The following is a 13,547-nucleotide window of genomic DNA, read 5'->3' as shown; positions in this document are numbered from 1 at the left end:
GTTCAATGACACTTTAATTTGTGCCTTTGCGTTATTTTTTCCACTACAAAATGTCAGATTTCATCCCAAAAGGGCAAGGCGCTCAACGAAATGTTGTCAACAAATTTGACCGATTCACCCACGAACCGGAAGATTTTGAGTTGGATTTAATCAAAACACAAGTCACAGAAGTTTTCCCGAAAAGCATCATCAACGTCATCAAAAGTCCAGACCTGATGATGGATTATTCGATGAATCCGTACCAAGGTTGCGAGCACGGCTGTTCCTACTGCTTCGCACGACCAACTCACGAATTTTGGGGCTACAGCGCAGGCGTAGATTTCGAAAGAAAATTGATGGTCAAGAAAAATGCGTCGGAACTTTTAGAGAAAACCTTTCAGAAGAAATCGTACGTTCCAAAAACCATTATGCTTTCTGGCAATACAGATTGTTATCAGCCGATTGAAAGACAATTTGAAATCACGCGAAAGCTGCTGCAAGTTTGTTTGGATTACAGACATCCGGTTTCCATTATTACCAAAAACGCTTTGGTTTTGAGAGATATTGACATTCTCGAAAAAATGGCGGAGAAAAATCTGATTTCCGTTTCGCTGAGCATTCCGACCATCAATGAAGAACTTCGACGTGTGATGGAACCAAGAACTTCAACTGCAAAAAATAAACTGAAAGCCATAGAAGTTTTATCATCGAAAAACATTCCCGTGAATGTGATGATTGCGCCAGTCATTCCGGGTTTGACAAGCGACGAAAGTCTTGGGATAATGAAAGCGGTTTCCGAAGCGGGCGCCAGAAGTTGCGGTTACACTTTGGTCAGATTGAATGACACTGTCGAACCCGTTTTTATCCAATGGCTGGAAACCCATTTCCCTGATAGAAAAGATAAAGTTCTAAATCTCATCCGTTCGATGCGAGGCGGAAATCTTGGTGAAAAACGATTTTTCCAGCGTTATCAAGGTGAAGGAAATATTGCAGAGATGATTCATAAAACATTTGAAATCGGGAAGAAGAAGTTTTTTGCAAATCAGGAAAGAGCAAGTCTCACAACCGAACATTTTACGGGAAGCAGAGCGCAACAATTGCGATTGTTTTAGGCAAAATTTCCAATGCTTTTGATTAGATTTGCATAATAAAAAACCACATAGACACAATAGTATCTATCTGCAAAATCTATTTTAACTTAAAATTCAAGAATAAATAGTGCTATGTTTCTATGTGGTTTAAAATAATATATTTATTATAGTAAGTTTTCACAAATGAAGCAATATTCCGCAAAACGAAGCATCCAAATTCTAGCACATATTCTTGAACAATACGGCATCGATAAAATCATTATTTCTCCAGGTTCCAGAAATGCGCCTTTGTCGATTCATTTTTCTGAGATTGATGCCTTTCAATGTTACAGTATTGTGGACGAAAGGTCGGCTGGATTTGTTGGTTTGGGCATTGCGAAATCTATCAAAAAACCTGTTGCGCTCACGTGTACCAGCGGTTCTGCGGTTGCCAATTATTACCCTTCTGTTGTGGAAGCTTTTTATCAGAATATTCCACTTTTGATTTTGACAGCAGACAGACCTTCGGATTTTGTGGATTTATTTGATGGACAGACGATTAGACAAAAAAATATTTTCCAGCAACACTCTTACGGCGATTTCGAATTGCTGGAAGATGAGAAAGACGGCGCAGAAGATTACAACTTCGAAACCATCAAAAAAGCGGTTGAACTTTGCATCGAAAAAAGCGGTCCGGTTCACATCAACATTCCTTTGACAGAGCCACTTTACAACTTGGTAGATGAATTGCCGGTTTTGCCAATCGTCGAAAAAACAATCCAGAAAAAAGCTTACGAGCTTCCTACAAACTTGGTCTCAGATTGGCACACTTCCAAACGAATTTTGATTCTTGCCGGAACATTGGCGCCAAATCCAGAATTGCAAGCGCAACTTTCTCAGTTGGTTAAAAATCATACCGTTGTAATTTTAACGGAAATGAATTCCAATCTTCAGCACGAGAAATTTTTTGCCCACATCGACCGATATATCACAGATTTTACTGAAGAAGATTTCAGGACTTATGCACCGGATTTGTTAATTACAATCGGACAAAATGTAGTTTCAAAACGCGTGAAACAATTCCTTCGAAAAGCCAAGCCACTGCAACATTGGCACATCGATGAATACTGGCAACCAGACACTTACTACGCATTAACGCAAAAAATAGAAACCAAAGCTGAGATTTTCTTCTCCAAATTGTTGAAAGCCATCAACTTGGAACCAAGACCATTTTTCAATCTTTGGGACGTTTTGAAGGACAAAAAAGATGCGAAACACGAGGAGTTTTTGAACAAGGCACCTTTCTCAGATTTTTATTTGTTTAAGCTTTTGGCCACTCAAATTCCTGAGAATTACAAGATTCATTTTTCCAATTCGTCAGCGATTCGATATGCGCAATTGTTTGATTATCAGAAGCACGACGTCTATTGTAACCGAGGAACCAGCGGAATCGACGGCTGTACTTCTACCGCGATGGGATTTGCGATGATGGAAGATGAACCTACGATTTTGATTACTGGAGATTTGTCATTTTTCTACGACATCAACGGACTTTGGAACCAATATATTCCGCCGTACACGAGAATTGTGATTTTCAACAATGCAGAAGGAAACATCTTCAAAATCATTCCTGGACCAAGCGGAACCAACGCTTTGGATGAATTTATCGCTACCAAACATAACAGAAACGCAGAATTATTAGCAAAAAATTTCGGTTTTGATTACACGAAAGTTGAAGACGAAATCACGCTTGACCGCGTTTTACCTAACTTCTTCAAACCCAATCCGAAACCAAAGATTTTGGAAGTAATGACTTCTGAATGTAATAATGCGGATATTTTGAAGCAGTATTTTATGGAATTGAAATAGTGTGACTTACTAAAACATAATATTGTCATTCCGTAGGAAACCTAATGTAGTGGTTCGACGAAGTCAATCTAAACTGCTGAGATTCCTACGGAATGACAACTCGGTGTTTTTAATTTGACTTTCAAAACTCCAAATCCGTTTCCTCTTTCGGTAAATTGATGATTTTCTCAATCGGATAAATGAACATTTCATCAAAATCATTCAAAGCGTTAATCAATTGAAAATGAGAATATTCTTTGATATTTTCAATCGTAATTTCCGTTTCTTTGATTTTTTTCGAGGCCAATAAACTTTGTCGCATTACGCCATTCAGAAGATAAGTTTTCGGGGTGAACCAGGTTTTATCTTTCAGGAAAAGAAGATTGGAATAGGACGTGTCTGTGATTTGATTTTCTTTGATAATGATGATTTCTTCGGCACCACCTTTTTCTTTTAATTTTTGAAATTGCGTTCTGTCGGCTGATTTGAAGCTGTAATCAATTTCATTATCAATCACCAATTCGAAATCATCGTGTTCTGAAATTGCGTGCGGAACAATTTGTGTTTTGAAATTATTGTCCAAATCGTATTCAATCCGGAATTTGTAAAGGCCGTCTTCATCGTGTTCTAGATTGAGGAACAAGCTTTTAATATTGATTTTGCACGCTTTTCCGAAATGGGAAAATGTCTCATTCATTCTTTTTTGATGAAGTTCTGTCAAGAAGATTTTCTGGTCTTCCACTTTGATGCTTTCAATAAATCGGGACATAAATTTTGTTTTTCATTTCTTCGTATTCGCTTGTCAACTCGCTTTGGTGCGTGATTCCGCCTCCACTTTTGAAAAATAGTTTTCCGTTTTCCTTTTCAATAAATCTAATCATCACGCAGGAATCCAGATTTTTCCCATCAAAATAACCTGCAATTCCGGTGTAAAAACCTCGGTCATATTTCTCAGCTTCGAGGATGATTTCCAAAGTTTTCGGTTTCGGAGCACCGAGAATAGAACCAGCTGGCAAGAGTTTTTGGAGAATCGAACCGATTTTGTTTTGAAACTCCGGTTTGATTTCGCCTTCGATTTCGGAACTCATTGCGAGGAGATTTTTTTGTTTTGTTTTGATGAAATCGATTCTTTGAAAATCCTTTACGCGAACATTGTTGGCCACCATACTCAAATCGTTTCTCAACAAATCGACAACGGTGTAATGTTCCGCTTTTTCCTTCGGGTCGTTTTTCAAAATGTTCTCTGCATCTTCGATTTCCGCATCGATTGTTCCTTTCATCGGATGTGTAAAAATCTTGCTATCAATGATTTCGATGAAAGTTTCGGGAGAAAAACAGACAAATTCATCAGGAACTAAAATTTTATATTTGGCTTTTGAGAATTTGAAAATATCTTCTAAGGTCAAGTTGGTTTCAATTTCCGTTTTTCGTGTGTAATTCGTGAGATAGGAATTTCCTTTTTTTAAATTTTCCTGGACAATTTCGAATCCTTTTTTATAATCTTCTAATGTTTCTGGGAATGATTTCCATTCGAAGTTAGGAATTGTCGCGTGTTCATCATTAACGTTTGTAACATTCGGAAAATCAATTAGTAAACCGTTATTTTGAATTTCATTTTGAGTGAAAATTCTGACTTCATCCATCAAAAAATCTATCAAGAAAAAAAAGGGTTCTTTTCTTTCTGACAACTCGTCCATTCTTTGAAACTGCGGATTCTGAAACATAAAACAAAAATAGAGAAAAGTCTTCTAATAAAAGTTGAAGCTTGTAAGAACACCGAAACCCGCAGCCCGGCCTGAGTGGAAATCCTTTTTTGCAGTGGGGAAAAGCTTGGCAAAAAGATTGGGAACGGAGGACGGATAAAGCTGCCCAAAATAAAATCATCAATTTCGTTTGTCCTTAATTAATGGTTACTTTTGCAAAAAATTTTGATAATGACGACGCCAAAACCGGAAATCGGGAAAATACTGACAGAAGCCTATGAATACTGGATGAAAACTTTGCCGTTTCAGTTTTTGTTCTGTGTGATCTACTTTTCTGTGACGATGTTTGCGGGCTCTTTTGCGTTCCGATACTATGGTCTTTTTGAAGAGATCAACAAGTTCCAAGGTTTGATTTATACGGACTACAAGGCTTTTTTGGACAAATACACAGCATTGATGCAAACGGACAACGCCGTTCTATTTTTGCAAGTCATGATCATCTTAAAAGCGGTCATTTTTCCTTTGAACATTGGTTTTTTGAAGATCTACAGAAAACTGGACCTGGGAGAGAAGCCGGAAATGGGCGATCTTTTTGCTGGTTTCCAGGGTCATTATTTCTTTTTGTTTGTGATCTATTCACTGGCTTGGAGCATGATCAATAACTTCCTTTCGATTTTCACTGTGATTTGGATTTCGATGATGTTGTTTGTTCCGGCGCTGATGTTCTTCAAAGGGTTTAATTACTTTCAGTCATTTCAAATCAGTGTTCAGACTTTCCAGAGGAATTTTGTTGTGATCTTCATTGCTATGATTGTTTCCATCCTGTTTTCATATTGCGGTTTCATTATGTTTTTCTTTGGGATATTCATCACGTTTCCGTTTTGGAATGCGATGATCTATGTCCTTTACAAACATTTAATCGGGGATTTTGAGGAATAATTGTTTATGAGTTAATTTGATTCAAGAAAATTTTGTGTAGATTTGATTATAAACTACAAAATCAAACTACTATGGACAATTTTAATGAATTCGATTCTCCGGCAAATGTTCCTACGAAGGAAACCGGCAATATCATTACGCACGCTTTAGAAATTTTCAAAAACACATTTTTGTACTGTTTTCTTGCAGTCGTGATCTACTTTTTACTCAGTTATCTGATCCAGCTTCTTACGGGTTTTAACTCAGCCTTGTTTGTAGAAGAGATGAAAGAGAGTTCATCTGGTGGCGATTTTGGCTATCAGGAAATTATGAATACGCCAGGATTTGCAGCCTATGGTGGTGTGTCTTTTTTTGTAGGATTGCTTTTGGCTCCTATTTTTGTTGGTTTAATTTATATTGCCAACAAGTCAAATTTCAAACAACCTATCACTGTCTCTGATTTATTTTTTGCTTATAAGCAGAATTTTCTTAATATTTTCATTTATGCATTGATAACGCAAATTATTCTGACGATTGCATTTTTGATGTGTATCATCCCTGGTTTCCTTGTTCTTCCATTTTTCTTTTTGGGTTATCCAATCATTATGTTTGAAAATCTGGGAGCGATAGAAGCACTTAAAAAATCTTTTAGTATCGCTCAGGAGAATTATGGCACACTTTTACTTACTGCATTGTTAGCTGGACTCATTAGTATTGCAGGAGTTGTATTATGCTGCGTTGGCGTGTATCTTACTCTTCCGTTTTTTTATATTGCAATGTACTCCACTTACTGTGCCTATTTTGGTGCGCCAAGACAATTATAATAAAATTAAACTATAAAAATTATGTCAGATTCCGAGAAACAAATAGATTCTGTTGTTATAAAACAGGTGGCTTTAATCATTTTAATATGCGTTCTAGTTGGCTTGATTTGTTGGAATCTGGCATTATTCATTCCCTCCGTTTTAGGAGCTGTAACACTTTATATTGTTTGCAGAAAGTACAATAACTATTTGGTTGAAGAAAAGCATTGGAAACCGTGGCTTGCTGCGACAGTTATAATGGTGGCATCTTTAATTATATTGATTCTCCCAGTCTATTTCATTATAGATATGCTGGTTGCGAAAATGGGAAATGCCCAGGTTTATATGGAAAAATTCAATGTTTTCCTTGAGAAGATTCACCAGTTTATTTATCAGAAAGTCGGTTTTGACATTTTGAGTAAAGAAAATATTGCAAAAGTTACTAATTTTGCTGGAACCTTTTCTACAAAGGCCTTGAGCACAACAGTTAATACCTTTACAGTCATTATGTCTATGTACTTCATTCTCTACTTTATGTTCGTGAGAGCAAGAGTTTTTGAAAGAATCGTAGCCAAAGCAATGCCTTTCAAGAGAGCTAATACACAGTTGTTGGGCGATAAATTCCGAAAACTTGTAATGGCCAACGCTATTGGTATTCCGGTAGTGGCAATAGGACAAGGTGTTGTGGCACTTATCGGCTATTGGATTTTTGGTGCGCCGAGTGCAATTCTTCTTTTTGCTCTGACAGCTGTAGCATCTATGCTACCTGTTGTGGGAGCTGCAATTGTTTATGTACCGGTCGGGATTTTTATGATTGCAGAAGGCAATACTGGCGGTGGTGTTGGGGTTTTGATTTATGGACTTATCGTTGTAGGTCTTACAGACAATCTGCTCAGATTTACTTTACTTAAAAGGCTGGAAGACATTCATCCGCTGGTTACCGTTTTCGGGATTATCCTGGGGATCAACTTGTTTGGATTTATGGGTTTGGTTTTTGGTCCTATAATGATGTCAATTACAGTTTTGCTCATTCAGGTTTACAGAGACGAGTTTTCTGATGAAGACACGCCTCCATCTTTGCAGATCCCAAATGAGAATGATGAACTTGACAATAAAATTGATTTAATAATTTAAAATGGAAGGTTTAAATCCTCAAATTTTACAGGAAATCTGTGAAGTCAGAATGCCGTTTGGAAAGCACAAAGACACAATTTTAGCCGATTTACCAATCAGTTACTTGGAATGGTTCCAAAGCCAGGGAATGCCAAAAGGAAAGCTCGGGATGCAGCTTTCTACCATTTACGAAATCAAGGTTAATGGACTAATGGATTTGTTGATTCCAATTCGTGGAAAGGTGAGTTATGCTAAAGAAAAAAAGACAACTTATCGATTTTGATTAATGGAAAATATTAAATAATTATATTTTTCTAAGTAAATCATAGACAGTTGCCCCTTTCAATATTTGGATTGTAAAACAAGATAACCATCTGAATTCTTATTATTAATGCTTTTTTTATAGTAATTTTGGCACTCAATATTTCTATTTCAACAAATCAAGCATATGACACTTAAAAAAAGGATTAATGTTATCAGAAAAAGGATAATGCAAAGCCTTACCAAGAATATTGGTAAATCACAGTCTGGCAACATCCGAAAAGAAAATGTTGAAATCAAAAGAATCCTAATCTCCAGACCAAACCACAGATTAGGAAATCTATTACTGCTGACACCATTGGTACAGGAAGTCGCAAACACCTTTCCCAACAGCAAGATCGATCTTTTTGTAAAAGGCGGAGTAACACCCATCATCTACAAAAATTACGATAACATAGACCGATACATCCAGCTTCCAAAGAAACCGTTCAGCAATCTTGGAAAATACATCAAGGGTTGGTTCCAATTGAAATTTCGAAAATATGATTTGGCTATCAACGCCAATCCCAGTTCATCTTCCGGCAGATTATCGATATTAGCCACAAATGCGACTTATAAATTTTTTGGAGAAGAAAATGAAGAACTCAAGTCCAGATATTCTGATTACCAGCACGACGCAAAGAAAAACATCTACAATCTAAGAGAGTTTCTTAAAGAAATTGGTTTCCCAGAAAATACTTCCAAGATACCTTATCTAAAAATAGTCTTAGACAAAGAAGAGATAGAAACAGGTAAACAAAATCTTCAGAAAATATTACAAAACGATAAGAAAACCATTTGCCTTTTTACAAATGCAACCGGCGCAAAATGCTATTCGGAAGAGTGGTGGAAAGCTTTCTATAACAAATTGGAAAAGTCTTTTCCGGAGTATAACATAATTGAACTGTTACCGGTCGAAAACATTTCGAAACTGAATTTCAAAATACCAAATTTCTACAGTACAGACATTCGGGAAATGGGAGGATTTTTAGCAAATTGTGCTGTTTTCATTGCTGCAGACAATGGTGTGATGCATCTTTCCAGCGCCGTAAACACACCTACAATCGGGCTTTTCTCTGTGACTGATGAGAATGCGTATGGACCTTACAACGATAATAGTTTTTCGATTGATACCAACAAAGTGGATCTAGATAAAGTAATTGAGTTAGTTAAAACGACTTTATAATAAATACATCTGCAAAAACTTTAACCTTGAAGCAAAATTATGAACTTTGTTCTTTCTGAAGCATATTCCCAGTATAAAAATGACATCCTAAACATTCTAAAGAATTTTAAAAATGAAGGTGTTGTCGTAGGTCATGGAAATAGAAATACTGTAAAATATTTCGTCGTTGATGGTTTGAAATTGAATTTCAAATCTTTCAAGCAGCACAATATTATCAATCGCCACGTTTACAAATATTACAGAAAATCAAAGTCCAGACGTTCCTACGAATATGCTCAAATGCTTTTGGACAAAGGCTTCTTCACACCGACACCTATCGCTTTTATAGAAAATCACGATTTTATAGGTGTAACATCCAGTTATTACGTGAGTGAACAGATGGAAGATGTTTTTACTTTTACTGATGCTCTTTATACGCCAGGATTTGCAGACAGGGAACAAATCATAAAGGATTATACAAAGTTAATTTTTCAACTTCACGAGAATGGGATTATCTTTATAGACAACGCGTCCGGGAATTTCCTAATCAAGAAAATTAATGAGGAATATCGCTTCTTCATTGTTGATCTTAATAGAATGAACTTCTATGATGAGATTGATATCAGCAAAAGACTTCACAACTTCGAAAGACTAACCAATGACCTGGAAATCATCCAGTTAATAAGTACAGAATATGCGCGATTATCAGGACAATCTTCCGAATTTTGCTATAATAAAATTCTTGATTTTACGAAGAAAAAAGCTTTTAAACGCAAGGCAAAGAATATTCTAAAGTTTTATAAATTCTTTTTCAAGAAAAATTAAGCTTTCAAAGCTGCAATTTCATCTCTTAATTTTGCGGCTTTTATGAAGTCAAGGTTTTTTGCAGCAGCTTCCATTTCTTTTTGTTTGGCAACAACAATTTTCTCGATATCCTCGCTTCCATAATTGGCTTTGGTTTCGGCAACTTCCTGCATCAGCACTTTCTGCGTGTATTTTTCGTCTGGGAAATCCTTGCTTCTACCAACCAGGTTTTCACTGATTTTTTTGTTCAACGCCATCGGAACTTTACCGTGCTCGGTGTTGTACTGCATTTGTTTTTCACGACGGTAAATGGTTTCATCTATTGCGGCCTGCATCGATTTCGTCATTTTGTCGGCGTACATTATAGCACGTCCATTCAGGTTTCTTGCCGCTCTACCAACGGTTTGGATCATCGATCTTCTGGAACGCAACATTCCTTCTTTATCAGCGTCCAAAATGGCAACCAATGAAACTTCCGGCAAATCCAATCCTTCTCTCAAAAGATTGACGCCCACCAAAACATCAAACAAACCAAGACGAAGATCCTGCATGATCTGAATCCTTTCCAAAGTCTCCACATCGGAGTGGATATATCTCGTTCGGATTCCAACTTTCGTGAAGTATTTGGTAAGTTCTTCCGCCATTTTTTTGGTTAAAGTCGTTACCAAAACACGTTCGTCCGCTTCCTCTCTCTTATGAATTTCTTCAATCAAATCATCAATCTGATTCATCGTCGGACGAACTTCGATGATAGGATCCAAAAGTCCTGTCGGTCGGATGATCTGCTCGATGTAAGTTCCTCCGGATTTCTCCAATTCGTAATCTGCAGGCGTCGCAGAAACATAGATCACCTGGTTTTGCATCGTCTCGAACTCATCAAATTTCAAAGGTCGGTTGTCCATCGCGGCTGGTAAACGAAAACCGTGTTCCACCAAAACCTCCTTTCTACTTCTGTCACCTCCGTACATTGCGTGAACCTGCGGAATCGTTACGTGACTTTCATCAATGACCATCAAAAAATCTTTCGGGAAATAATCCAACAAACAGAAAGGTCTTGATCCTGGCAAACGCCCATCCATATATCTCGAATAATTCTCGATTCCAGAGCAATAGCCCAATTCACGGATCATTTCCAAATCCAACTCAGTTCTTTCTTCCAAACGTTTGGCTTCCAATGGCTTTTCAATTTCTCGGAAGAAATCAACTTGTTTCACCATATCATCCTGGATTTGACGAATGGCGCCTTGCATCGTCTCAGGCGTGGTTACGAAAAGGTTGGCTGGATAAATATTAATCGTATCAAAATTCGAAGTGACATTTCCTGAAACCGGATCAAAACTTTGAATCGTCTCGATCTGATCGCCGAAAAATTGAAGTCTGATCGCTGTGTCCGCATAAGCCGGATAAACATCAATCACATCGCCTTTGACACGGAAAGTTCCACGCTGAAATTCATTCAAAGCTCTGGAATAAAGTGCGCTTACCAAAGAATTAAGCAATCTCGTTCTGGAGATTTTCTCACTCTTGGTTATTGTAATTAATGACTTTTCAAATTCCTTCGGGTTTCCGACACCATAAATACAGGAAACCGAAGCTACGATCAAAACATCACGTCTTCCGGAAAGTAAACTTGCAGAGGCAGAAAGTCTTAATTTCTCCACTTCTTCATTGATGCTCAAATCTTTCTCGATGTAAGTATTTGTGGAAGCAATGAAAGCTTCCGGCTGATAGTAGTCGTAGTAACTCACAAAATATTCCACCGCATTGTCCGGGAAAAACTCCTTGAACTCCATAAAAAGCTGAGCGGCCAAAGTCTTATTGTGTGCCAAAACCAGAGTCGGTCTCTGAACTTGATTCACAACATTGGCAACCGTAAATGTCTTTCCGGAACCTGTAACTCCCAAAAGGGTTTGATATTTTTCGCCAATATTAATACCTTCCACCAATTTCTCGATGGCTTTTGGCTGATCTCCAGTGGGTTGATATTCTGATTGAAGTTTGAATTGCATAACACAAAAATACGAAAAAACGTTCCAAAAATGGAACGTTTTAGTAATCTGAAAATTCTTAGTTTTTAATGAAAATTCATGGTGATTGGAAGCTGGAAAACTGTGGCCGCAGGTTTTTCGTCCTCTGTTGCTGGTTTCCACGTTACATTTTCCGTTGCAACTTTCATTGCTCTTACCGCTTCCGCATTAAAATTTGTATTTGGTCCTTCCGCTCGTACGTCAGTTGTTTTTCCATTCTCATCGATTTTGATGTAGAGATTAGTTTTCACAACACCTTTTTCCTTTTTGTCATCTCCGAATTGTGAGCTATTGAAAGAGTTCTGAAAATTCCTTCTCAATGTGTTCAAGCCTTCTGGAAATTCTGCCGGCGTGCTGCTCCTTGCTGGCGGTGGTGGTGGCGGAATTGGAAGTTCATTTTCTTTCATAACTCTAGTCGTTGGCGGAGCGGGAACTTTTTTCTTGTCTTTAATCTTTGAATTATTTTGAACAGATTTTTTCTGCGGAATGGTGTCAAGTACTAAAGATTTGCTTCCCATAATTGTAGGAATTTCAGGCTTTAATTCAAGTTTAGCTTCCGCTGCATAAACTTTTTGAACAAACAGAATACTTAACCCTGCTAAGGCAGAAACGGCGAAAATCTTTTTGAACTTTTCTAATTTTGATCTTTTGGTGGTCATCATAATAAATCGTTTTTTGGTATTATTAAAATTGAATTGGTTTACAAATGATAAGTTTTGTGTATTCAAAACCTCAGCTAGAATCAGATTTTGGTAATCTTTGATGTTAAATTCCTTACTTACAATCACTTCATCTGCGAGGAATTCGTGGTTGTCTTTGATAGCTTTTTTATAAAAGTAAATTGCGGGATTGAACCAGGAAATGGCTTGCAGAATTTCTATGAATATCAAATCCAAAGAATGTTTCTGAACCAGATGTGTTTTCTCATGAAGAAATATTCTGTGATCTATTTGATCTTCAAAGTGTTTTTTACTGAGATAGATCTTGTTCCAAAAACTGAACGGTGGCAGATCTTTTTCAGTTAATCTAATCCTATAATCCTGATAATTAAAATCAGTTCCTTTCAATGTTAAAATTTTTCTAATCGACAATAATGACCTGATAATCATTGCAATTGAAACAAAAATGTAAATAATTAAAATCAAATTCATCCAATTGAAATCCGCTGCCTGATTTGCTTTCTGAATCAGTTGCTGAGTCCCAGCTTCGCCAAAAATCAATTGATTCTTGTTTTCAGAAATCGAAGGCAAATTAATTTTAATGAAAGGAATCACATAAGAAAAGAGCAACGCAACCAAAAGGTAAAACCTGTTGAAGCGGAACATCTTTTCTTTCTGTAAAAACAGATAGTACATTGCTATTAGTAGCGATGAGCAAAGGATTATTTTAAAAATTATAGTTTCCATTATGGTTCTATTTCTTTGTCAATAATATCTCTTAGTTCTTTCAGTTGTTTCTGTGAAAGTTTGGAATTCGATGTGAAAAACGACGCAAACTGACTCACGGAACTGTTGAAAAAACGGTCAATCATAGAATTCATTTCGCCTTGGAAATAATCTTCTTTTTTCACTTTTGGGAAATATTCTCGCGAGTTTCCGTAAAGTTTGTAGCCTACCAGATCCTTGTTCTGCATACGTTTCAACAAAGTTGCGATGGTTGTGGACGCAGGTTTCGGATCGGCATAATCTTCCAAAATATCTTTCATAAAAACCTTTTCTCTTTGCCAGAGGATTTCCATTAAAGTCATTTCGGTTTCTGTCAATTTTTGCTCGTTCATTTCTACAACATTATATTTTGTTCTACAAATGTAGAATTAA

Annotated in this window: 13 protein-coding genes; 8 read left to right on the top strand and 5 right to left on the bottom strand. The window is 37.0% G+C overall.

Annotated features, from left to right (window positions below):
• The first annotated feature begins 50 nt into the window (after positions 1-50).
• On the top strand, positions 51-1,091 hold the full coding sequence (locus PQ459_03235) for a PA0069 family radical SAM protein (protein WDF47505.1): 1,041 nt from the start codon (positions 51-53) through the stop codon (positions 1,089-1,091).
• A 162-nt stretch (positions 1,092-1,253) separates the two neighbouring features.
• Positions 1,254-2,918 (top strand): 2-succinyl-5-enolpyruvyl-6-hydroxy-3-cyclohexene-1-carboxylic-acid synthase, encoded by a 1,665-nt coding sequence (menD, locus tag PQ459_03230; protein ID WDF47504.1) that lies wholly within the window; start codon positions 1,254-1,256, stop codon positions 2,916-2,918.
• 121 nt (positions 2,919-3,039) lie between these two features.
• Here menD and PQ459_03225 read toward each other — a convergent pair whose 3' ends face one another.
• Together PQ459_03225 and PQ459_03220 are read right to left on the bottom strand one after the other, a co-directional pair.
• Positions 3,040-3,666: an aminotransferase class IV gene (locus PQ459_03225; protein WDF47503.1), complete on the bottom strand. Its 627-nt coding sequence runs from the start codon at positions 3,664-3,666 to the stop codon at positions 3,040-3,042.
• Positions 3,650-4,621: an aminodeoxychorismate synthase component I gene (locus PQ459_03220; protein WDF47502.1), complete on the bottom strand. Its 972-nt coding sequence runs from the start codon at positions 4,619-4,621 to the stop codon at positions 3,650-3,652. The genes PQ459_03225 and PQ459_03220 overlap by 17 nt, the downstream gene beginning before the upstream one ends.
• Before the next feature lie 210 nt (positions 4,622-4,831).
• On the opposite strand from PQ459_03220, the gene PQ459_03215 reads away from it, so the two are divergent.
• The 6 genes from PQ459_03215 (at position 4,832) to PQ459_03190 (ending at position 9,724) form a co-directional block, all read left to right on the top strand.
• Positions 4,832-5,539, top strand: coding sequence for a hypothetical protein (locus PQ459_03215; GenBank protein ID WDF47501.1), 708 nt, complete (start codon positions 4,832-4,834; stop codon positions 5,537-5,539).
• Between the two features lie 71 nt (positions 5,540-5,610).
• Complete coding sequence (locus PQ459_03210; GenBank protein ID WDF47500.1) at positions 5,611-6,342, top strand: beta-carotene 15,15'-monooxygenase; 732 nt, start codon at positions 5,611-5,613, stop codon at positions 6,340-6,342.
• A gap of 21 nt (positions 6,343-6,363) precedes the next feature.
• Complete coding sequence (locus PQ459_03205) at positions 6,364-7,455, top strand: AI-2E family transporter (protein WDF47499.1); 1,092 nt, start codon at positions 6,364-6,366, stop codon at positions 7,453-7,455.
• Position 7,456: 1 nt separating this feature from the next.
• Positions 7,457-7,717, top strand: coding sequence for a DUF3820 family protein (locus tag PQ459_03200; GenBank protein WDF47498.1), 261 nt, complete (start codon positions 7,457-7,459; stop codon positions 7,715-7,717).
• A gap of 207 nt (positions 7,718-7,924) precedes the next feature.
• Positions 7,925-8,920, top strand: a complete 996-nt coding sequence (locus PQ459_03195; protein WDF47497.1) for a glycosyltransferase family 9 protein — start codon at positions 7,925-7,927, stop codon at positions 8,918-8,920.
• Between the two features lie 39 nt (positions 8,921-8,959).
• On the top strand, positions 8,960-9,724 hold the full coding sequence (locus tag PQ459_03190; protein WDF47496.1) for a lipopolysaccharide kinase InaA family protein: 765 nt from the start codon (positions 8,960-8,962) through the stop codon (positions 9,722-9,724).
• On the opposite strand, the gene uvrB is transcribed toward PQ459_03190, so the two are convergent.
• From uvrB to PQ459_03175, 3 genes are all read right to left on the bottom strand, one after another.
• On the bottom strand, positions 9,721-11,712 hold the full coding sequence (gene uvrB / locus PQ459_03185) for an excinuclease ABC subunit UvrB (GenBank protein WDF47495.1): 1,992 nt from the start codon (positions 11,710-11,712) through the stop codon (positions 9,721-9,723). The two genes, PQ459_03190 and uvrB, sit on opposite strands and share 4 nt — an antisense overlap.
• A 65-nt stretch (positions 11,713-11,777) precedes the next feature.
• Positions 11,778-13,136 (bottom strand): M56 family metallopeptidase, encoded by a 1,359-nt coding sequence (locus tag PQ459_03180; protein WDF47494.1) that lies wholly within the window; start codon positions 13,134-13,136, stop codon positions 11,778-11,780.
• Positions 13,136-13,507, bottom strand: coding sequence for a BlaI/MecI/CopY family transcriptional regulator (locus tag PQ459_03175; protein WDF47493.1), 372 nt, complete (start codon positions 13,505-13,507; stop codon positions 13,136-13,138). The genes PQ459_03180 and PQ459_03175 overlap by 1 nt, the downstream gene beginning before the upstream one ends.
• Positions 13,508-13,547: the final 40 nt, after the last annotated feature.

The sequence above is a fragment of the Chryseobacterium sp. KACC 21268 genome (genome assembly GCA_028736075.1).
Lineage (GTDB): Bacteria > Bacteroidota > Bacteroidia > Flavobacteriales > Weeksellaceae > Epilithonimonas.
The sequence above is the reverse complement of the archived record's forward strand: the minus strand, read 5'-3'. Positions and strand labels throughout refer to the sequence as shown.